Here is a 20,243-nt window from a genome sequence, read left to right as displayed (position 1 = left end):
TGTTCTGGATCATGTGTCCCGGATTGAGTGGGAGGGCGGGGTCATGTCCGTACCGCACCATGACACCCGAACCCCGGATGTGAGGATGAGCCCGTCATGACCGCTGGGTGGTGTTCTCGCACGGTACGGGCCACGGTGTTCGCGGTCGTCTGTGTGCTGCTCGCCGCCCTGGGGCACGTCATGATGTCCGGAAGCCACGTGCCCTGGTGGGCGTTGGGCGCCGCGGCCGCGGCGGCGGGCGGTACGGGGTGGTGCCTCGCCGGTCGCGAGCGCGGCCTGCCGCTGATCGTGTCCGTGGTGGTCGTCGCCCAGGGGGCGCTCCACTGGGCCTTCTCGCAGGCGCAGAGCTCGGCCTTGGCGGGCATGGGCGGCAGGTCCATGGGGTCGATGGAGCATGCCATGGGCTCCACGCACAGGGAGTCCACGCACATCGAGTCCATGCGCAGGGACGCCATGGACTCAATGAATTCCATGGACATGGGCGGCACCTCCTCGTTCGGCATGCTCGCCGCTCACCTGCTGGCCGCGCTGCTGTGCGGTCTGTGGCTCGGGTACGGCGAACGCGCCGCCTTTCGCATCCTGCGGGCCGTGGCCGGTCGGCTGGCCGCACCGCTGCGGCTGCTGCTCGCCCTGCCCACACCGCCGCACCGCCCGCGCCTTCGCGTACACCGCGCCCGCTCGGACCGGGCGCCGCGGCGACTCCTTCTCGTCCACGCGATCACTTCTCGGGGTCCGCCCGTGGGGACCGCTGTCGTCTGAAAAGACAGCCGGTACCCCGAGGCAGCCCGTGCGCGCCTCGGGCCTCGGCCGTGCGCCGCCGTACGGCCGTACACCTCACCGAGAAGGACAACCAGGTGATCACTCCTGCCCTGCCCACCTCGCGCGACACAAGCTGTGACACGGCGTCGGTCGACGAGTCGATAACCGCCTGGGCACTCGCTGCCCGAGCCGGTGACCCGGACGCCGTCGAACGTTTCGTACGCGCCCTGCACCGCGACGTCCTGCGGTACGTCGCCCACCTCTCCGCCGACCCGCAGGCCGCCGACGACCTGGCCCAGGACACCTTCCTGCGCGCGCTAGGCAGCCTGCACCGGTTCGAAGGGCGCTCGTCCGCCCGCGCGTGGCTGCTGTCCATCGCACGGCGCGCGGTGATCGACAGCTTCCGGTACGCCGCCGCCCGCCCGCGGCTGTCCGACGTGCCGGACTGGCGGCTGGCCGTCGAGCACGCCCAGCCGCGCGGTCTGCCCGGCTTCGACGACGGCGTCGCGCTCCTCGACCTGCTGGCCGCGCTGCCCGACGAGCGCCGCGAGGCGTTCGTCCTCACCCAGCTGATGGGACTGCCCTACGCGGAGGCCGCCGAGCTCAGCGACTGCCCCGTCGGAACCGTCCGCTCACGCGTGGCCCGAGCCCGGGCCACCCTCGTCGACCTGCTCGCCGAGACGGACGCGCCGACGCCGGTGGCCGCCTGACGGGAGAGGTGCCGGTGTCCGCCGCGGGCGCGGTGTACACCGGCACCCCGTCGAAGCCGACGGGGTGTCCAACTCGTAGGAACTCAACCGGAGTCCGCGCCGACTACTGGAGCGGGTGGCAGAGGTCCTCCCGCGTACCGAGTGGATCCTGGAGAGTTTCGATGCGTTCTCGCGTGTGGTGGGGTACGGCGACCGTGGTGCTCGGTCTGCTGGCGGCGGGCTGCGGCGAGGAGACCGGGGACGGCGACACGGCCACGGCGGGTGACACCGCCGGGCAGTCCGGTTCCGAGGGCTACCCCGTGACCGACTGCATGGGCGCCAAGACCACGTTCTCCGCCGCCCCGACGAAGATCGTCACGAGCAACGCCTCCAGCCTGGAACTGCTGCTCCGCCTGGGCGCCGGGGACCAGGTGATCGGCACCGGGTTCCCGCCCGGCAAGGGCACCCTGCCGACCTCACTGGACGCGCAGGCGCGGAAGGTTCCGGTCCTCGGCGAGACGGTGATCGCCAAGGAGAAGCTCCTCGGCTCCGGCGCCGACCTCTACATCGACACCTTCGCGTCGATGGGCGGCATGGGCGGCTCCATGGGCGACGCGCCCACCGAGGCCGAGTACAAGACGGCCGGGATCAAGCACATCCATCTGAAGTCCACCGCCTGCGCCTCGACCCTCAAGAGCGCGGTGACCGACCTGTCGGCGGTCCAGGACGACATCACCTCGCTCGGCGGGGTCACCGGCACCGGCGCGAAGGCGAAGGAACTCGTCGCGGGCATGAAACAGAAGGTGGACGCCGTTCAGCAGGCGGTCGGACAGACGGCCGAGAGCAAGCGGCCCACCTACTTCTTCTTCGACTACGACGCCGGTACCCAGCAGCCCACCGTCGTCTGCAACCGCCAGGTCGCCAACGCGGTGATCACCCTGGCCGGCGCCCGCAACGCCTTCGCCGACTGCGACGGCGACTACCAGCAGGTCGGCTGGGAGGACGTGATCTCCAAGAACCCGGACTGGATTCAGCTGGGCGTCCGCAACCGGGGCAGCGAGGCGGCCAACAAGAAGGCGTTCGACGAGGCGCAGAAGTGGCTGGAGACCAACGCGGCGACCAAGGGCCTGAAGGCCGTCAAGGACGGCCACTTCCTGCGCATCGGCTCGGAGCAGACCACCATCGCCGGCGTCACCAACGCCGACACGGTCGAGGAGATCGCCAAGACCCTCTACCCGGGCAAGGTCGCATAGTCGTGTTCTCGGTGCTGTCGGCATCCCGCCGTGAGAACCGTGAGAACCGTGAGAAGGGCGAGGGCGGTAAGGGGCCCGACGCGCGGCCCCTGCCCGCCGGGCTCCTGACCGCCGTCCTCGGCCTCGCTCTCCTCGCTGCCCTCACCTTGGCGGTCTCCTGGGGCTCGACGTCCATCCCGCCCGCCGAGGTGTGGGGCGTGGTGTGGCGCAGACTGTCCGGCGAGACACCGCGGCCGGGGACCAACGATCTGATCGTCTGGCAACTCCGCCTCCCCCGCGCCCTGCTGGCCGCACTCGTCGGCGCCGGTCTCGGGGTCGTCGGTACGGCGGTCCAGGCCCTCGTACGCAACCCGCTCGCCGACCCGTACCTGCTGGGCATCTCCAACGGCGCCTCGCTCGGCGCGGTCGCCGCCATCGTGCTCGGCGCGGGAGCGGGCGGCGCGCTCGGACTCGGCCTGTCGGGCGCGGCGTTCGCGGGGGCCCTGCTCACCTTCGCCCTGGTGTGGGCGGTGGCCCGGCGCGGCGGGGGATTCGCGCCGCTGCGGCTGGTGCTCGCCGGGGTTGCGATCGGCCAGTTCCTGTCCGGGTTCACCAGCTACCTCGTCCTTCAGGCCGGGGACGAGCAGCAGACCCACAGCGTGCTGTTCTGGCTCATGGGCAGTCTGAGCGGGGCGACCTGGCAGCTGCTGGCCGTCCCCGCGCTGACGGTCCCGGCCGCGCTGCTCCTCCTCCAGGCCCGCGCCCGGGGGCTCAACGCCCTGCTGATGGGCGACGAGACGGCGGCCGGGCTCGGCATCGACGTCGTACGACTGCGCCGCGAGCTGTTCCTGGTGACCAGCGTGCTGACGGGTGTCCTGGTCGCGGTGTCCGGAGCCATCGCCTTCGTCGGCCTGATGGTCCCGCACGCCTGCCGCCTGGTCGTCGGCGGAGACCACCGCCGACTGCTGCCGGTCTCCGCGCTGTTCGGCGCGCTGCTGCTCGTCTTCGTCGACATCGTGTGCCGTACGGCCATGGACACGCAGGAGCTGCCGGTCGGCGTGGTCACCTCACTGATCGGCGCTCCGGCGCTGCTGTATCTGCTGGACCGTCGGTTGGGGAGCGGCAGTTGAGGATCGACATAGAGGATCTGCACGTCGCGTACGCCGGGCGTACGGTCGTGGCGGGGGCGAGCCTGTTCGCGGCCGAAGGCGAGATCACGGGCCTGGTCGGGCCCAACGGCAGCGGCAAGTCCACGCTCCTGCGCACGGTGTACCGACATCTGCGGCCCACCGCCGGGCGGGTGCTGCTGTCCGGCACGGACATCCGTCGGCTGAGCCCCGTCCAGTCGGCCCGTCATGTGGCGGCCCTGCCACAGGAGCGGGGCGGCGACTTCGAGTTGACCGTGCGCGAGGTCGTCGCGATGGGCCGCACTCCCTACAAGCGCGCCTTCGCGGGCGAGGACGCCGCCGACCGGGACATCGTCACCCGCGCCCTCGTCGACGTCGGCATGGACGGCCACACCGGACGCCGCTTCACGGAACTGTCCGGCGGCGAACGCCAACGCGTCCTGTTGGCCCGCGCGTTCGCCCAGAACCCGGACGTGCTGGTCCTCGACGAGCCGACCAACCACCTCGACGTACGCCACCAGGTGGAACTGCTCGCCCTGCTGCGAGACCACCGCCGTACGACGCTGGTGTCGCTGCACGATCTCAACGCCGCCGCCTCGGTCTGCGACCGCCTGCACGTCCTGCACGACGGAAGCGTGGTCGCCTCGGGCGCGCCGCGCGAGGTGCTGACGCCGGCGTTGCTGGCGGAGGTGTTCGGGGTGCGGGCGATGGTGGTGGACCATCCGCTGACCGGGGATCCGCTGATCGCGTTCGACCACCGGGCCCCGGCGCATCCGGTCGGCGATGCCGCGGTCACCGCATAGGTCGCTGAAACCGCCAACACTTTGGGTGAAAGTGTTGGCGGTTTTGAAGGAGGGTGTCCCCCGCGGGGGCTTCGCCGCGAAGTCGGTCAGGCCGCGGCGGGCTCGCCTACGCCGAATCCGGCCTCGACGATCGCGGCCCGTACCCGCGCGTCGTCGAGGTCCGCGCCGTGCACGGTGACCGCGTGCGGCGACTTTGGACACGGCCGGGAACTCACCCCCGCCCCCGCCCGACTTGTGGGACGAGGCTGCTGTCCGGCAGCCCACCCGCGAGGGGGAGGGGCACAGGGTGACCGACCACGGTCTCGGCTCGGATCGGCTTGGTGACATACCCGAGGCAGAGGACCGCTGGCTCCTGGTGGCCGTGGCGGGCGCGCTGTCGTTCGTCGCGATGCTCGACATGAACATCGTCAATGTGGCCCTGGCGGACATCTCCCGCGGCCTGCACGTGTCGGCCGCGACCGCCCAGTGGGCGGTGCTCGGCTACCAACTCCCCGTCGTCGCCCTGCTGTTGCCCGTGGGCCGCTGGCTGGACGGGACGGGCATGCGGGTCGCGCTGCTGACCGCGACCGGCGGATTCGCCGTGTGCAGCGCCGCCGCGGCCGTCTCGCCCTGGGCGGCCTGGCTGATCGCCGCCCGGATCGCCCAAGGTGCTTTCGGGGCGGCGCTGTTCGTCCTGATGCCCGTCCTGGCGCTGCGCTCCGTACGGCCGGAGGTGCGCGGACGGGCCATGAGCGTCCCGGCGACCCTCGGCCCGCTCGGTGCGGTGACCGGCCCCGCGGTCGGCGGGCTGCTGCTGGACCACCTGGGCTGGCGGGCGGTGTTCCTTGTGAAGATCCCCGTCTGCGTACTGGCGCTGGGCGTCGCCTGGCGGGCGATGCCCAAGGACGGCCGACCGCACCGGCCCGACCAGCGGTCCCTGGCAGACGCCCTGTTGATCGCCACCGGCGTGACGATCCTGCTGCTGGCCCTGACCCTGGCATCCGAGACCCCCTCCTGGCTGCTGCTCGCCCTCGCCGCCCTGCCCCCGCTGTGGTGGTGGCTGCGCGGACCGGGCGGCCGCCCGGTGACCGAGGTCGAGCAGTACGGCGACGTCCTGTTCGCCGTCAAGACCGTCGCCTATGTCGAGCACGAGGAACTGACCGCCACCAGCGAGGTCGTCAACACCGGCGAGATCATGGTCTTCGCCGGCCCCGACTTCGTCGTGACCGTCCGGCACGGACGCCACGGCTCCCTCGGCCCGCTGCGCGAAGACCTCGAAGCCGACGCGCGGCAGCTGGCCAAGGGCCCGGCCGCGGTGCTTCACGCCATCGCCGACCATGTCGTCGACGACGCGACCGCCTGCCTCGTGATCCACCGCGGCTTCAAGCGCAACGGCTGGCTGTGACGAGCTGACGGCTCAGCTCCTGACGGCGCCGGCGACGAGCGCCCGCGGCTCAAGCCAGTCTTCGTACGCGACGCCTTCTCGATCCGTCCCGCAGCTGATCGGGCATACTCGAGCCGCCTGCGAGTTCTTCACATGGGTCGCGAGTCATGAGTGGTGAGTGGATGTGGCGGTCGGCTGGGAGTGGGACGACGCCTTGTTCTCCGGCACGGCCGCCTACTACCAGCGCGGCAGGCTCCCGTATGCCCTCGGACTGGCGGACGTCCTTGCCGAGGTTCTGCGGCTCGACGGCCAGGGGCGTCTTCTCGATGTGGGATGCGGGCCGGGCACCCTTGCCCTGAGCCTGGCGCACTCTTTCGGTGAGATCGTCGGTGTGGACCCGGACAGCGGGATGATCGCGGAAGCCGGACGTGCGGCCGCCGAGGCGGGAGTAGCCGAAAAGGCACAGTGGATCCAGGCCCGGGCCGAGGATCTGCCCGCAGGTCTCGGGACGTTCACGGTGGCGACCTTCGGTCAGTCCTTCCACTGGATGGACCGCGACCTGGTGGCGGCAACCATCAGGGACATGCTCCGGCCCGCCGGGGCGTTGGTGCACATCTCGGACCTGAAGACGGAGCGTCGGACCGCCGACGGTCTTCCCCGTCCGGCGGTGCCCTATGCGGCGATGGACGAGCTGGTGCGGCGATATCTGGGACCGGTCCGGCGAGCGGGCCGCGGGGTACTGCCGCAGGGAACACCCGGCGGTGAGGCCGAGGTGTTCGCCCGGGCGGGATTCTCCGGCCCCCAGCGCCATGTCGTTCCCGGCGGGCAGGCGCTGGAGCGCACGATTGACGACGTCGTCGCGTGGGTGTTCTCGATGTCGTCCTCGGCTCCGCACCTGTTCGGCGCGCGCCTTGACGGCTTCGAAGCAGACCTGCGTGGACTGCTGCGGGAGACCTCCCCGTCGGCCCGGTTCTCCGAACGCCGGCCGAGCACCGAGGTCTTCGTCTGGTGGAGGGGCTCCGCCGAGTCGTGAGCGAAGACGGCCCGGGGATGTGATCATGCGGACACTGGGTCCGCCTGTCAGGCCTTTGTACGAAGATCTTCTATGCTCGGGTGCGACCATTCGAATCCAGAGGGGCAGAGCTATGAGCCAGAACGTCTTCTTCGAGGTGACCGCGAACGGCGAGCCACTCGGCCGCATCGAGTTCAAGCTGTACGACGACGTCGTCCCGAAGACGGCCAGGAACTTCCGTGAGCTGGCCACCGGCGAGCACGGCTACGGCTACAAGGGCTCGCCGTTCCACCGGGTCATCCCGGACTTCATGCTCCAGGGCGGTGACTTCACCAACCAGAACGGTACGGGCGGCAAGAGCATCTACGGCGAGAAGTTCGCCGACGAGAACTTCCAGCTCAAGCACACCAAGCCGGGCCTGCTGTCCATGGCCAACGCGGGCCCGAACACCAACGGCTCGCAGTTCTTCATCACCACGATCATCACCGACTGGCTCGACGGCAAGCACGTCGTCTTCGGCGAGGTCGTGGAGGGCATGGACGTCGTGAAGGCGATCGAGGCGCTCGGCAGCCGCTCCGGCGGTACCGCCAAGAAGATCGTCGTCTCGGACTGCGGAACCGTCTGAGCGGTCTGACCGCACACAGGATTCACGTCTGCCACGTCTGTCACGTCTGTCGTGCCTCGTGGCCACGGTCCTGTGCTGCTTGAGCCGATTGTTCGCCCGCTCGACGGAGCTGCGCTTCTGATAGCGCGCTTCGTCGAAGCCGGCGGTCGTCCGCCCGGCCCAAGTCCCGGGACTCGGCTCTTCTCTCCTCGTGACCTGCCGGTCTTGGAGACTGTGGCGACACTGCAAGGCCTCACCCACCCCCGCTGGTGCCACCGCCCGGGGGCCGGGACGGCAGCGCCGGCTTCGAACCGGCCACCGGTCACCCCACCGCGCACCAAGGCAGCGACCCGGACCTCGTCGTGCGCGTGCCGCGCCCCGTGTCACCGGCCGACGTCACCGAACTGCTCCAGGTCCTCGCCGGCCTGCCGGTCCGCATCGACGTCCCACTCCGGTCCCCAGCCTGCTGGGTCTCGCGCCGCCGGCGCCCTTCGAGCCTCGTGATAGCTGGCGCAGGCCAGTCGCACCTTCGTACGACGACGTACGAAGGTCAGGGAATCCGGTGTGAATCCGGGACTGACGCGCAGCGGTGAGGGTGACGGGCACGGCTATTCGGCCACTGGACCAGTGAGGTCCGGGAAGGCGCCGTGTCCGAGTGACCCCGAGTCCGAAGACCTGCTGGCACACGGTACGGTCGGGCCCCGCGTACGGGCCCTTGACGTAGAGGAACAGCAGTGTCCGTCACGCGCGCCACATCCCTGTCCGCCGCTTTCCTGTGCGGGATGCTCCTTCTTGCCGGCTGCGGGGGTGGAGGCTCCGGCGGATCCGAGGGATCGGCGGCGGACACATCGCGGTCGATCGGCCGGACGACGGGCAGGTGACGACAGGTCCTAGGGGTGTCGTTGGATCACGTGCGCCCCGGGTCGTGCCGCCGACTCCCCGCCGCGGCCTGCCGGGCGGCCCGCACCTGCTCGGGCAGCCCGGCGAGTGCCGCGCACACCTCGCAGCCGTCGCCCACGCAGTCGTGGGCCGCGGCCACCTCGGGAGAATTCCTCGCCGGCCACGGCGAGCATCTCCTGCCCGTCCACCACGACCGGCCGTGCCTGCGGCGCGTCAGCCATCGGCCGGTATCCGAGGCGTGGTCTGGGCCACGGCCAGGGCGGCCAGCTCGTCCGCCGTGCGCGGACCGGGTTCCGCGTCGGCCAACTGTCCCCGTGCGCGGAGCAGTTGCGCCGCGGCGATGCCCCATGGCAGCCGGAGCCCCGCCTGCTGGAGGAGATCCGTGCGGGCCAGTGTCCCGGCCGCGGGTCCCATGCGTACACCGGACGGGGTGAGCAGCGCCGCGTCGTCGGCCCAGCGCAGGGCGAGGTCCACGTCGTGCGTGGCCATCACCACGGTGGTGCCGCTCCTACGGAGGGCGTCGAGGGTGGCGAGCAGCCGCTCCTGACCATCGGGGTCGAGCCCCGCGGTCGGCTCGTCGAGGATCAGCACGCGCGGCCGCATCGCGACGGCACCCGCGATCGCGGTCCGCTTGCGCTGCCCGTACGAGAGCAGATGCGTGGGCCGGTCGGCCAGAGCGGTGATGTCCAGGGCGGCGAGCGCCTCGTCGACCCGCGCCCGCACCTCGGGGTCGGGCAGGCCGAGGTTCAGCGGCCCGAACGACACGTCCTGGGCGACGGACGCGGCGAACAGCTGGTCGTCCGGGTCCTGCACCACCAGCTGGACCGTGGTCCGCAGCCGGGTCAGGCCCTTGCGGTCGTAACGGACCGGGCGGCCCTCGACGGTCAACTGGCCGGTGCGCGGCCGCAGTCCGCCGCTGAGCAGCCGCATCAACGTGGTCTTGCCGCTGCCGTTGCGGCCGAGCAGAGCGAGCGCGCGTCCTTCCCGCACCTCGAAGTCGAGGCCGTCGAGCACGGGCGGGCCGTCCTCGTACGCGAAGGACGCGCCGCAGAGTGCGACGAGGGCGGGCTCGCTCATGTCAGCGGCCTTTCGAGTACGAAGGTGAGTACGGCCACGGCTGCGAGCAGCGCGAGACTCGCGGCCGTGAAGCGGACGGAGACGCGGGCCTCGGGCACCAGAACGCGCAGAGTGCCGTCGTAGCCGCGTCCGGCGAGCCCGGCCTGCAGCCGCGTCGCCCGGTCGAAGGCCCGGACGAACGCGGTGGCGCCGAGCCCGGACAGGGAGCGCCAGGTGGCGGCCCGTGTGGTGTGCCCGAGCCGGGCGGCCTGCGCGTCCCGGATCCGGCGCACGGAGTCCAGGAGCAGGAAGCTCATCCGGTACGTCACCAGCGCCACGTCGATCACGGGCGCGGGCACCCCGGCCCGCACCAGGCGCGGCAGCAGGTCGGACATCGGCGTGGTGAACGCGAACAGCAGCACGCCGAGCGAGGCGGCCGAGGTGCGCAGCAGCAGTTCCCCGGCGCGCACCGGCCCCCCGTCGGCCAGGGTCACGAACCCGTCCGGGCCGCCGACCTGCACGAGCAGCGTGACCGCTCCGGTCACACAGAAGCCGAGCGGAACGCGGTAGGCGCGCCAGAGCCGGCGCCAGGGTACGCCCGCCGGGCCGAGCAGCACGGCGAGGGCCGTGACGAGCACGAGAGGGGCTCCTGGCCAGGGAGGCAGTGAGATCGCGAGCAGGGTGAGCCCCAGCCCGAGCACGGCTTTGTCCACGGGGTGGCGGCGGCGCCAGTGGCTGCTGTGCGCCGCCGCGTCGATCGGCAGCACGGGTCTCAGGCCCGCCCCGCCGTGGATTTCCCGGTGGTCTGCGTGCCCGTCCCGGCAGGGGCCGTTCCTTCGTGAGCCCGGGCTCGCAGCTCGCCCTGGCGCCGGCCGCGGCGCAGGCCGAAGTAGTAGGCGAGGACGCCCGCGCCGATCGCGGCCTGGAGGGCGAACAGCGCCGACTCGATCTCGCCGGACGGCGGTTCGTACAGGGGCGAGAACCAGGGCTCGTAGTCCGGATCGATCTCGGTGATCGCCGTCTCCGCCTCGGCGTCGGCGCCGGTGAACGGCTCTTCCTTGTGGTCGCCGAGGCCGAGGGCCAGCGGCAGGACCGCGAGCGCGGCCACGAGGAGCAGCAGCAAGGCGTTGATCTTCGTGTTTCTGCTCATCGGGCCACCGCCTCGGTCTTCTTGCCGGCCAGCAGGACCCCGACCCGGGTCAGCTCACCCTTGCTGGACTGCACCAGCAGCCGCATCACCAACACCGTGAGCAGCCCCTCGCTCACCGCCAGCGGGATCTGGGTGACCGCGAAGATGGAGCCGAACTTGCCGAGCGCGCCCAGAAATCCGCTGCTGGGGTCGGGGAACGCGAGCGCCAACTGCACGCTGGTGACGCAGTATGTGGACAGGTCGGCGACGAACGCGCCGAAGAACACCGCGACCATCAGCGGCACGTCGAACCGCCGCAACAGCCGGTAGATCGCGTACCCGGCCCAGGGCCCGACGATCGCCATCGAGAAGACGTTGGCGCCGAGCGTGGTCAGGCCGCCGTGCGCGAGCAGCAGCGCCTGGAAGAGCAGGGTGATGGTGCCCAGCACCGCCATGATCGGCGGCCGGAACAGGATGGCGCCGAGCCCCGTGCCGGTGGGATGCGAGCAACTCCCGGTCACGGAGGGCAGCTTCAGCGCGGACAGGACGAACGTGAAGGCTCCGGAGGCGCCCAGGAGCAGGGTGCTCTCGGGATGCTCCCTGACCTCACGGGTGAGGGACCGTACTCCGTGGACGACGAATGGCGCTGACGCGACGCTCCAGGCGACCGCGTGCGCAGGGGGCAGAAAACCCTCGGCTATGTGCATGGCTCAGCAGACCCTCTCCAGCACCTCGTGGATGGTTGACGCGCCTTGGCCGGTCTCCTGGCTGACGGGTACCACCGCCCGTACTCCGCCTTCCCGGGTCCGAGGACCCAGTGGCTGCCCGCGAGGGCTGGAGCCGAACTTCCCGATCACAGTGGCGAGGGCCGCACCGGTATCACACCGGATTTCCCGTGCACCAAGGCGTGGTGACAGTAGTGCGCGCACAGGGAGGGTGACAAGCGGGGCACAGAGGCGTGAAGGCGGCGCATGTGCTCACACCTGGCTCCGAGCCTTTGCCTGCGCTTGAATTCACCGACCACAGTCCGTGCACAAGGGAGCCACAAGTGTCGCGCCTCACATCGCCGTTCAGCCTTCGCCGTACCGGCGTCCTCACCGCGGTCGCGCTCGCGGTCGCCGTCGCCACCGCCGGACCGGCGGCGGCCCATGCGGAGGTCGAGGCGGAGGGCGCCCGTGCCCTCGACCAGAACGTCGCGCTGACCTTCACCGCGGAGTCGGAGACCGGCTCCGCCGGGATCAGCAAGCTGGAGGTGATCCTGCCCGAAGACATCACCCCGCAGGACATCTCCTACAAGGAAGGGCCCAAGGGCTGGAAGCTCGCGCCCACCAACCGGGGGTACATCGTGTCCGGGCCGAAGCTCGCGGTGGGCGAGGACGCCGAGTACGTCGTCACCGTACGGCAGTTGCCCGACGTCAAGGTGCTGGACTTCAAGACCCTGCAGACCTACAGCGACGGCCAGGTCGACCGCTGGATCGAGTTGGACGACGAGGCGAGCGGGGACGGCCACGGCCACGGCCATCCGGCACCCCGCTTGGAGCTGAAGCCCGCCGCCCCCGGCGCCGAACCCATCAGCCCCAGCCCCACCGGACAGACGACGACGGCCACGCCCACGCCCTCGCCCAGCACCGGCTCGGGCGAGCCCACCTCCGGGGAGTCGTCGGCGTCCGCGGAACCGGTGGCGAAGGAAACGGACGACGACGGTATGTCCGTCGCCGTGCCCGTCGGTATCGGCATCGCCGTCCTCGCGATCGGCGGCGCGGTGTGGTGGCTCAGGAGCCGTCGCGGCGGCGCCGCCGCCTGACGGCCGCAGCCCCCTCGTACGAAACCTCCCGCCCAGTCCCCAGCAGTAGCTCGTGGCACAGGCAGGGGCGGCGGTGATGGAGTCACAGCGCCGCCATCACCCGGCGCGAGATGTGTCCGTGCCGCCGTGAGGTGCCGTTCAACCTTCTCGACGGCCGGGCCGCTGCCGGCGGGGGGCGGGCCGCGGAGGGGAGGCCTGGTGGATGCGGCGGGCCAGTGCACCGAACCGGTGGAAGACCTCACGCCCCGCCCCGGGGGACAGGACCGCACCGTGCAGCGGCCGGCCCGGCACCCCGGTGACCACCACCGCCCGCAGGCGCTCATCGGCGGCCACCAGCCGGGGCGCGGCCGCGCCCAGCGACGGAGCCCACGTCCGGTACGCCCGCTTGTGGACCTGGGAAGACGGCGGCGGCCTGTACGGCTCAGCATCGTCGACCCGTACAGGCCGCTGCCCGACCGCGGAGGAGCTGTCCTGGCCGCACGTCGGGGCCGGACACGTCCCGTCAGCCGATCGTGCTACGGCGCTGTCATCGACCAGGCGGCGAGTTACGCCTTTGCAGTCTCGATTTTGCGGTCATGAGTTTTCCCCAGAGGTGCGGGGTTTCGTGTGCAGGTAGAGGTCGCGCAGCAGGCAGACCTCGGACAGGTGGTGGATCAGTTCGCGGTGGATGTGCAGCACCAGGTCGGCCATGGGCAACTCGGGGAAGGGCTCCTTCGCGCCGACCGGGACCCGGAGCCCGGCGTCGCCGAGGCCGCGCACCCCGGCCAGCCAGATGTCGAGTTGGGTCTCGAGCTGGTCGAGCGCGGTGGCCGCGCTACCGGCGTACTCCCAGGTCTCGTACGACGCCGCCGGCGCGCCGAAGTGCGCCGCGTTGCGCGCGGCGAGCACGCCGACGATGACGTGACCGAGGCGCCAGGCGATCGTGGTGAAGGCCGCGGGGACCGGCTGGGGGGAGGTGTAGTCCATCGTGAAGTCCCCGGCACCGAGCTGCACGGGTGCCGTCGAGCTGCCGCGCGGCTGCACGCTCCAGACGTCCGGTACCGGCGACCAGAAGTATTCGTCGTCGGTGAGGCCCTCGAGCCGGGCTCGGAGCTGGTGGTTCCAGTGGAACTCCCACTGCTCGCGCAGCGTCCGGTTCAAGTCGAGTTCGTTTGCGTCCATGGCGCCCACCCTGACACCTCTAGCGGACAGGATCGGTCCGCTATCTCTGGCAGGGTGGGCGCCATGGACGTGGCAAGCGGTGACGAGCGCGGTACGACGGAGCGGGTGCTCACCCTGCTCGGGCTGCTGCAGCAGCGCCAGGTCTGGACCGGACCCGAGCTCGCCGACCGGCTCGAGGTAACGCCGCGCACAGTACGGCGCGATGTCGAGCGACTGCGCGCCCTTGGCTATCCCGTGCATGCCAGTCAGGGTGTCGGCGGCGGCTACCAATTCGGTCCGGGGCAGGACCTGCCGCCGCTGCTTCTCGACGACGAGGAGGCGATCGCCACCGCGGTCTCACTGCTCGCCGGCGCGGGTGGCGCGGTCGCCGGCGACGCCGCACTCCGGGCGCTGACCAAGCTCGACCAGGTGCTGCCCACCCGGTTGCGACACGAGGTACGCGCGCTCGCCGGCTCGGTGGCACTTTTGCCCGCGCGCGGCGCCCGACACGGCGACGTACGTGCAGGAGGGCGTGGCGAGCCGGGTCTACCCGCACCAGGCGCGCTTCCTCGTGCACGCGTCGGCCGACACGGTGCGCGCGCAGATTTCGGCGTCGGCGGCCGTCGTGCGACGACGCGGGAGCGAGCTCTGCGAGGTGCTCAGTGGCGCTGCCGGCCTCGATGCCGTCCGGCATGGTCACCCAGGTGCGCCCGCCACGGCGAGATGAGATGAACGCGTACTACCGGGCCTTGCCACTCTGCGATCCGGGCAAACTACCACCGAATCGTCACACGGGAGACGCCAACGCATGAATACGCCACCATCGCCACCTGGAGCGGAGCGGACTGACGGATCATCCGTCCAGATCGGCGCTCTCGTTCCGCTGACTCGGCCTGGCTGGGTCGAGGCAGGCCAACACTTGCTCGCCGGCCTCGAGCTGGCCGTTCGCGAAGTCAATGACGCCGGCGGGATCGCCGGAAGACCACTCGAGCTGGTGGTCCGAGACACCGCGGCTGATCCACAGAGGGCCGCGGCGGCCGTAGACGAATTGGCTCGCCTGGGCGTGGCTGCCTTGGCGGGGGAGTATCACAGCGTCGTCGCTCGCGCCGCTGCCGCCAGGGCCGACGCCCTCGGCCTGCCGTTCCTCTGCTCGTCAGCGGTTCTCGACGCGCTCACCGAACAGCCGACGGAATGGGTCGCGCGCCTCTCCCCGCCGCAGTCCCGCGGCTGGCAGATCTACGCAGACTTTCTCCTCAGCGCGGGCCACAGCCGAATCGCCGTAGCAGCCCAGCCGAGTGTCTACTGGGCATCTGGGGCCCGCATTCTGCGGGACTGCCTCGCTCCACGCGGCGGCACCGTCATCGAACTCGACATGCGCGCGCTCGCCCCCACGGCCGTGTGCGACGAACTCGTCGACCATCGCGCGACAGCCCTCCTTCTTCTGGTCGGCCACCCGGAGCCGGCAGTGTCGATCGTCAAGTCTGTCCGCCGCGACCAGCGCCTCGCCGAGATCATGATTGGTGCTCCGGCCGGGCAACCGGAGTTCGCCGAATGGGCGACGTTGCTGGGCGACGACAGCGCCGCGATCCCGTTCTTGCGCTACCTGCCCGAGCGCCTCAGCCCACTCGGTGCACGAGTTGAGACGGCCCTGCGCGAGCGGCTGGCCGAAGCGCCCTCCTTCGTCGCCTTCGAGGGCTACGACACGGTCGCCGTCCTCGCCGATGTGCTGCGTTCTCACGGCACGGACCGGGCGCGCACTGCCGAATCCTGGCCGCGCGTTGCAGTCGAAGGCACCCGCGGGCAGATCCGGTTCTCCCGCACGCCAGGCATCAACGTGTGGCAATGGGCTTGGACGCCGATCCAAGTCGTTGATCGAGATCCGGCGGAACCCGATCGCTTTCGGATCCTTCACGCCGGCTGAGAGAGCACGGAGGTCCGACTGCCCAGATCTGTCCGAACTTGAGGCTGTCTACCTGCACAACCGATCCTCCGCGCGCCACAACGTTCAGTTGTGCACGCCTAGGGTGAACCAGTGGACACCGAGGCATTGCGATCGTTCGTCCGGGCGGCCGAGCTCGGACAGTTGCAACATGCGGCCGATGAGCTGGGCGTGACGCAGCAGGCAGTCTCCAAGCGGATCGCCGCCCTGGAGCGCGAGCTGGAAGTCCGTCTGTTCACACGTACCGCCCGAGGGGTTGAGCTGACGCTCGATGGTCAGGCGTTTCTCCCCCACGCGCGGAGCATCGTCGCGGGTGTCGAGCGGGCCATCACCGCGGTCAGGCCCGGCTCCCGGGCCCTTCGGATCGACGTTCTCGGACTGCGAAGCGCGCAGGCCGTTGTTCTGCACGACTATTGGCGGTCGCGTCCCGAAACCAACCTCGACGTGGTGACCCTCCGGGTCAACGACCCACGTGTGGCGGTCGCCGCCGTCGAAGCAGGCGATATCGACGCCTCGTTCCGTACCGTCACTGCCCCGGACACACTGCCGCCCGACGTGCAGATTATTCACGCGTTCGACTCTCCGCTGGAACTTCTCGTCGGCCCGAGACATCCGCTCGCCTCCGCGCGAAGACTGACGCCACCGCAGTTGCGTAAGCACCGGATATGGGTGCCGGGTATCGCCCCCCGAAGCGAATGGGCAGAGTTCTACGATCAGCTCGCCACCGAATTCGACCTACGCATCGACGCGGCAGGCCCGCACTTTGGAGACGAAGTACTCCTGGACACCCTCGCGGATTCCGCGGACGTGGCCACCCTCGTTGGGGCACGCGACCGGTACATCTGGCCGACGAACCACGACCTACGCCGCATCCCTATCGTGAATCCGACCCTCGCATACCCACTCTCTCTCATCCTCCCCAGAACGAATCCACATCCAGGACTCCGTGGAATCATCACCCACCTCGGAAGCCTGCCCAGGCTCCCTGAGACGGTCTGGCTCCCGTCCTGGGCAACGACGCCACGGCGCGGCGACAGCGACATCACACATGCTCGCAGGTCCCAACCCCGACAAAGGTGACTCGACCGGCTGCTGACAGCAGCCTCCACCAGCGCCCAGTGAGTCTTATCCGGTCACCGGTACATCAGAAAGGACCGTGGCATGTCCAGCGACCGTCTCATGCGCATCCATAGCGCCGAGTTCCAGGCCATGGGCGAGAGGGTCCTGCGGGTCACCGAGCTCACCTCCCGCCTGAACGTCCTGCCTTTCGAGGACGAAGCGGGCAAGGCGGAACTGTTCGAACAGATCCTCGGCAGGCCGCTGTCGACGCGAGTCACGATCTATCCGCCCTTCTACACGGACCACGGCCTTCACTTGGACCTCGCGGAGCGCGTGTTCATCAACCAGAACTGCACGTTCCTGGACTACGCCGGCATCCGGCTCGGCGAGCGAGTGATGGTCGGACCAAAGGCCACGTTCATCACCGTCGGGCACCCGGTCGATCCTGAGGAGCGACGGGGGTGGCTGAGCGGCGCGCCCATCGATGTGGCGGAGAACGTGTGGATCGGCGCCGGTGCCACGATCCTTCCCGGCGTCAGCATTGGCCGTGATGCCGTGGTCGCCGCCGGCGCGGTCGTGACCGATGACGTTCCGCCGGCAAGCCTGGTGACCGGCAGTAAGGCAACCGTGCACCGACGGTGGTGACGACCTTTCCGGGGCCACACCGAGCTCCGGACTACGGGCAGTCATCAACCACATCGGAAGCCTGGCGCCCCTCCCCGGGACAACTGGCTCCGGTCCAGGGCGACGAACCAACGTCGCGGCCATCATCACATCGCCTCACACAGCCACTGACACCGAAAGCCCACGCGCGTTGCCGGCATGGGGCCGTGGCCCGCTCTCGCCACGGCCCGGCCGGCCGTGCCTGCATCGCTGTCGCCGCCGCGGTGGCAATCCCCCGAGGGAGTGACCCAGCTTGATCGAACGAGTTTGAGAGTCGGGCGCCGCAGCCCGCCCACCCAATCCGCCGGATCAGAACGTGTGTTCATGAAATGCCCCCCGAATCGGCCGTGACGGGACCAGATCCGGCGCGTTTTTGGAGCACCAGTGCCACTTCGCCGCCCAGATGGAGGACGCCATGCATCCTGTACCTGCCCCCGCGCATCAGACCTCTGGAATCGAACGGCGACACCCCGGAGCTACGGCCCGTCTTGACAGCGCCCGCCGTTCAGCACGACCGGATATGGGGTGGGCGGCATGAGCGAGCCCACCGATGCAGCAGCCGACCGTGTCCCGGGGCCGCGCACCGCCCCCCTGCCTCCACCGCCCGCGACGGTGCCCGCCGGGCCTCAGGACGAGAACATCACCGACGAGTTGGCGGAGGCGTACTGGGCGGTCCACGACGGCGCCGCCGCCAGCGCCACCGTCCGCCAAGTCCTTGTCCGCCTGCCCAAGATCACGTCTCTGATCGGCCGACTCGCCTGGAATGCCGACCGGCGCGCCACCCTCTGCGTCCTCGTGTGCCAGCTGGCCTCGGCCGCGATGAGCGCCTTCGGTCTGATCGCCGGCGTCGCAGTCCTCCAGCACCTGTTCGCCCAAGGTCCCACCCCTGACCGTGTGCGGGCGTCCCTTCCGCAACTGCTCCTGGTGGTGGTTCTGCTGGCCGCCCGCGCGGTGCTCGAGGCGGCCGTTGCGGTCGCGCAGGCCCGCGTCACGCCGAAGATCCGCACCGCCCTGGAGTGCGAGTTCCTCCATCTCACCGCGCACGTGCGGCTGGAGGCGGTCGAGGACGCCGACTGGCACGACGAGGTCCACCGCGCCAACGACCGCGGCCTGTTCTACGCGCGGCAGATCGTCGGCCAGGTTGTCTCCCTGGCCTCCGCCGCGCTCGCGCTCATCGGAACCGTCGGCGTGCTCGGTTTCCTCCACCCGGCGCTCCTGCCGCTGCTCCTGCTGTCCGTCCTGCCCGTCGGCATCGCCGCCGTGCGCAGTGCCCGGGCCCGGTTCGCGTCCTTCAAGCGGTGGAACGCCTTGCAGCGTCGCGTCCGGGTCTTCTCCTGGCTGCTGCTCGACGTGGACGCCGCTGCCGAGCTGCGCTCGGACACCGCGCAGGGCGCGCTGCTGGACGAACACCGACGCCTGACTGTCAAGATCGCCGAGGAGGACACCCGGCTAGGTGTGCACTCCGCGCTGCTCAACCTCGCGGGGCGTGCCGTCGGCGGTCTCGGCACCGGCATCACCTACGCCGCCCTGGCCGGCATGCTGATCGCCAGATGGCTCCCGCTGGCCGCCGGGGCAGGCGCGGTCCTCGCCATCCAGTCCGGGCAGGCCGCGCTCACACGGCTCGTCGAGGTCGCCCACCTTGTCTACGAGCACGCCATGTGGGTGGACGACCTCCTCGCCGTCCAGGAACGCAGCCGCCAACTCCTCCCGCAGCAGGGGGTTGTGGAAGCACCCTCCGCAGTGAAGACGATCGCGGTGACCGACGTCCACTTCACCTACCCCGGCAAAGACACTCCGGCCCTCAACGGCATCAGTATGACCTTGACTGCCGGCGAGAAGGTCGCCTTCGTCGGCCTCAACGGATCCGGCAAGTCCACCTGCGCCAAGCTCCTGGCGGGGCTGTATGAGGCGCAACAGGGCAGCGTGTGCTGGGACGGCGTCGACGTGCGCGAGATGGACGCCCAGTCGCTGCACCGGCAGGTCGCCTGCGTGCTCCAGGAGCCGGTGCGCTTTCCCTTCAGCGCCCTGTCGAACCTCACCGCTGCGACCGGCACCCTCACTCAGGCCGACCCGGAGCGCGCCGCGGCCGCCGCCCGCGCCTCCGGCGCCGAGGGAGTCATCGCCGCCCTGCCCAACGGCTGGGAGACGCTGCTGTCCAAGCGGTTCAAGGGCGGACAGCAGCTGTCCGGCGGCCAGTGGGCGAAGATCGCGGTGGGCCGAGGGCTGTACAAGAACGCGCCGCTGCTGCTCCTCGACGAGCCGACCGCGAGCATGGACCCGCCCTCTGAACATGCCGTCTACGAGGCTGTGTTGCGCAGCCGTCTGCGCGAGGACCAGATCACGGTCCTGATCTCGCATCGGCTCGCCAGCGTCGTCGACTGCCACAAGATCTACGTCTTCGACGGCGGCCGCATCACCGAGTGCGGCTCCCACCAGGACCTGATGGCCCTGGGTGGCGCCTACGCCGCGATGTTCACCTTGCAGGCCGGCGGCTACCAGCCCCGCTCCGCCGCCGAGGAGGCGGCGAAGTGACCCCCACCGCCCCTCCGCCCACCGGGCCCGTCGGCGCCCGCGTCCGTCCCACGCGAGGTGCTGCCATGCCGCCCGCCCGATCCGACATCCGCGACCTTGTCGCGACGTACCTGGAGCGCCATCCCGCGAGCGTCAGCCGCGGGAGGTCGGCCATCATCTCCCGTACGAAGCCGTCGGCGTCGAACTCGGGGCAGACGGCATGCACTTCGCGGCCGATCCGGATGATGCGGTCGCGGTTGAGCGCCTGCTCTTTCAACCTGCGGGGTCTCGCGGTCGGGGTGCGGCTTTCCGGCGTGGACGACGTCCGGGAACGTGACGGCGTCCTGGATGAAGAAGACGGGGGATGTTGTTGCCGACCAGGTCGAAGGTGCCCGCGCGGGTGTAGAACTTCGTCGCGAAGCCCCGGGTGTCGCGCACCGTGTCGTAAGGAAC

Annotated in this window: 20 protein-coding genes, 4 pseudogenes and 2 riboswitches; of the genes and pseudogenes, 15 read left to right on the top strand and 9 right to left on the bottom strand. The window is 70.5% G+C overall.

Features of this window, described 5'->3' with window-relative positions:
* Nucleotides 1-96 precede the first annotated feature (96 nt).
* From ACX28W_RS36105 to ACX28W_RS36085, 5 genes are all read left to right on the top strand, one after another.
* A complete protein-coding gene (locus tag ACX28W_RS36105; RefSeq protein WP_459004224.1) occupies nucleotides 97-759 on the top strand; it encodes a hypothetical protein in 663 nt (220 codons plus the stop codon).
* Nucleotides 760-854: 95 nt separating this feature from the next.
* Nucleotides 855-1,469, top strand: coding sequence for a sigma-70 family RNA polymerase sigma factor (locus ACX28W_RS36100; RefSeq protein ID WP_459004236.1), 615 nt, complete (start codon nucleotides 855-857; stop codon nucleotides 1,467-1,469).
* Between the two features lie 161 nt (nucleotides 1,470-1,630).
* On the top strand, nucleotides 1,631-2,701 hold the full coding sequence (locus tag ACX28W_RS36095; RefSeq protein WP_459004223.1) for an ABC transporter substrate-binding protein: 1,071 nt from the start codon (nucleotides 1,631-1,633) through the stop codon (nucleotides 2,699-2,701).
* 2 nt (nucleotides 2,702-2,703) lie between these two features.
* Entirely contained in the window at nucleotides 2,704-3,810 is a 1,107-nt protein-coding gene (locus tag ACX28W_RS36090) for a FecCD family ABC transporter permease (RefSeq protein WP_459004222.1), read from the top strand.
* Entirely contained in the window at nucleotides 3,807-4,610 is an 804-nt protein-coding gene (locus ACX28W_RS36085) for an ABC transporter ATP-binding protein (protein ID WP_459004221.1), read from the top strand. The genes ACX28W_RS36090 and ACX28W_RS36085 overlap by 4 nt, the downstream gene beginning before the upstream one ends.
* Before the next feature lie 86 nt (nucleotides 4,611-4,696).
* Here the strand turns inward: ACX28W_RS36085 and ACX28W_RS36080 are convergent, their stop codons facing one another.
* Nucleotides 4,697-4,825, bottom strand: a complete 129-nt coding sequence (locus ACX28W_RS36080; protein ID WP_459004220.1) for a hypothetical protein — start codon at nucleotides 4,823-4,825, stop codon at nucleotides 4,697-4,699.
* Nucleotides 4,826-4,896: 71 nt separating this feature from the next.
* Between ACX28W_RS36080 and ACX28W_RS36075 the strand changes: the two are divergent.
* The 4 genes and pseudogenes from ACX28W_RS36075 to ACX28W_RS36060 all read left to right on the top strand — a co-directional run.
* A pseudogene (locus ACX28W_RS36075) lies at nucleotides 4,897-5,940 on the top strand (MFS transporter); the annotation flags it as partial.
* Between the two features lie 217 nt (nucleotides 5,941-6,157).
* Nucleotides 6,158-7,006, top strand: coding sequence for a class I SAM-dependent methyltransferase (locus ACX28W_RS36070; protein WP_459004235.1), 849 nt, complete (start codon nucleotides 6,158-6,160; stop codon nucleotides 7,004-7,006).
* A gap of 112 nt (nucleotides 7,007-7,118) precedes the next feature.
* Entirely contained in the window at nucleotides 7,119-7,610 is a 492-nt protein-coding gene (locus tag ACX28W_RS36065; protein ID WP_459004219.1) for a peptidylprolyl isomerase, read from the top strand.
* 248 nt (nucleotides 7,611-7,858) lie between these two features.
* Nucleotides 7,859-8,041, top strand: a pseudogene (locus ACX28W_RS36060) (phosphoribosyl-dephospho-CoA transferase MdcG domain-containing protein); the annotation flags it as partial.
* 49 nt (nucleotides 8,042-8,090) lie between these two features.
* Nucleotides 8,091-8,286, top strand: a riboswitch (cobalamin riboswitch).
* Between the two features lie 210 nt (nucleotides 8,287-8,496).
* On the opposite strand, the gene ACX28W_RS36055 reads toward ACX28W_RS36060, so the two are convergent.
* The 5 genes from ACX28W_RS36055 to ACX28W_RS36035 form a co-directional block, all read right to left on the bottom strand.
* Entirely contained in the window at nucleotides 8,497-8,628 is a 132-nt protein-coding gene (locus tag ACX28W_RS36055; protein WP_459004218.1) for a hypothetical protein, read from the bottom strand.
* Between the two features lie 74 nt (nucleotides 8,629-8,702).
* On the bottom strand, nucleotides 8,703-9,566 hold the full coding sequence (locus tag ACX28W_RS36050; protein ID WP_459004217.1) for an energy-coupling factor ABC transporter ATP-binding protein: 864 nt from the start codon (nucleotides 9,564-9,566) through the stop codon (nucleotides 8,703-8,705).
* Nucleotides 9,563-10,312 carry a cobalt ECF transporter T component CbiQ gene (cbiQ, locus tag ACX28W_RS36045; protein WP_459004216.1) on the bottom strand — a complete coding sequence of 250 codons (750 nt, stop codon included), beginning with the start codon at nucleotides 10,310-10,312 and terminating at the stop codon, nucleotides 9,563-9,565. The genes ACX28W_RS36050 and cbiQ overlap by 4 nt, the downstream gene beginning before the upstream one ends.
* A gap of 5 nt (nucleotides 10,313-10,317) precedes the next feature.
* Entirely contained in the window at nucleotides 10,318-10,695 is a 378-nt protein-coding gene (locus ACX28W_RS36040; RefSeq protein WP_459004215.1) for an energy-coupling factor ABC transporter substrate-binding protein, read from the bottom strand.
* Complete coding sequence (locus ACX28W_RS36035) at nucleotides 10,692-11,381, bottom strand: energy-coupling factor ABC transporter permease (RefSeq protein ID WP_459004214.1); 690 nt, start codon at nucleotides 11,379-11,381, stop codon at nucleotides 10,692-10,694. The genes ACX28W_RS36040 and ACX28W_RS36035 overlap by 4 nt, the downstream gene beginning before the upstream one ends.
* A 30-nt stretch (nucleotides 11,382-11,411) precedes the next feature.
* A riboswitch (cobalamin riboswitch) is annotated at nucleotides 11,412-11,594 on the bottom strand.
* Nucleotides 11,595-11,722: 128 nt separating this feature from the next.
* Between ACX28W_RS36035 and ACX28W_RS36030 the strand changes: the two genes are divergently transcribed.
* The gene (locus tag ACX28W_RS36030) at nucleotides 11,723-12,478 is read left to right on the top strand and encodes a DUF1775 domain-containing protein (protein ID WP_459004213.1); all 756 of its coding nucleotides are present in this window, start codon (nucleotides 11,723-11,725) and stop codon (nucleotides 12,476-12,478) included.
* 138 nt (nucleotides 12,479-12,616) lie between these two features.
* Here the strand turns inward: ACX28W_RS36030 and ACX28W_RS36025 are convergent, their stop codons facing one another.
* Together ACX28W_RS36025 and ACX28W_RS36020 are read right to left on the bottom strand one after the other, a co-directional pair.
* On the bottom strand, nucleotides 12,617-12,811 hold the full coding sequence (locus ACX28W_RS36025) for a hypothetical protein (protein WP_459004212.1): 195 nt from the start codon (nucleotides 12,809-12,811) through the stop codon (nucleotides 12,617-12,619).
* Nucleotides 12,812-13,051: 240 nt separating this feature from the next.
* The gene (locus ACX28W_RS36020) at nucleotides 13,052-13,639 is read right to left on the bottom strand and encodes a DinB family protein (protein ID WP_459004211.1); all 588 of its coding nucleotides are present in this window, start codon (nucleotides 13,637-13,639) and stop codon (nucleotides 13,052-13,054) included.
* Nucleotides 13,640-13,702: 63 nt separating this feature from the next.
* Here ACX28W_RS36020 and ACX28W_RS36015 point away from each other — a divergent pair.
* The 5 genes and pseudogenes from ACX28W_RS36015 to ACX28W_RS35995 form a co-directional block, all read left to right on the top strand.
* Nucleotides 13,703-14,306, top strand: a pseudogene (locus tag ACX28W_RS36015) (helix-turn-helix transcriptional regulator); the annotation flags it as partial.
* A gap of 120 nt (nucleotides 14,307-14,426) precedes the next feature.
* Nucleotides 14,427-15,539, top strand: coding sequence for an ABC transporter substrate-binding protein (locus tag ACX28W_RS36010; protein ID WP_459004210.1), 1,113 nt, complete (start codon nucleotides 14,427-14,429; stop codon nucleotides 15,537-15,539).
* Between the two features lie 111 nt (nucleotides 15,540-15,650).
* Nucleotides 15,651-16,637 carry a LysR family transcriptional regulator gene (locus tag ACX28W_RS36005; RefSeq protein ID WP_459004209.1) on the top strand — a complete coding sequence of 329 codons (987 nt, stop codon included), beginning with the start codon at nucleotides 15,651-15,653 and terminating at the stop codon, nucleotides 16,635-16,637.
* Nucleotides 16,638-16,718: 81 nt separating this feature from the next.
* Nucleotides 16,719-17,261 carry a DapH/DapD/GlmU-related protein gene (locus ACX28W_RS36000; RefSeq protein ID WP_459004208.1) on the top strand — a complete coding sequence of 181 codons (543 nt, stop codon included), beginning with the start codon at nucleotides 16,719-16,721 and terminating at the stop codon, nucleotides 17,259-17,261.
* A gap of 552 nt (nucleotides 17,262-17,813) precedes the next feature.
* Nucleotides 17,814-19,811, top strand: a complete 1,998-nt coding sequence (locus tag ACX28W_RS35995; RefSeq protein WP_459004207.1) for an ATP-binding cassette domain-containing protein — start codon at nucleotides 17,814-17,816, stop codon at nucleotides 19,809-19,811.
* A gap of 245 nt (nucleotides 19,812-20,056) precedes the next feature.
* On the opposite strand, the pseudogene ACX28W_RS35990 reads toward ACX28W_RS35995, so the two are convergent.
* Nucleotides 20,057-20,234: pseudogene (locus ACX28W_RS35990) on the bottom strand (catalase); the annotation flags it as partial.
* Nucleotides 20,235-20,243: the final 9 nt, after the last annotated feature.

Source organism: Streptomyces sp. SD15 (assembly GCF_054462255.1).
Note: the sequence above shows the minus strand (reverse complement) of the source record. Positions and strands in the feature narration are given on the sequence as shown.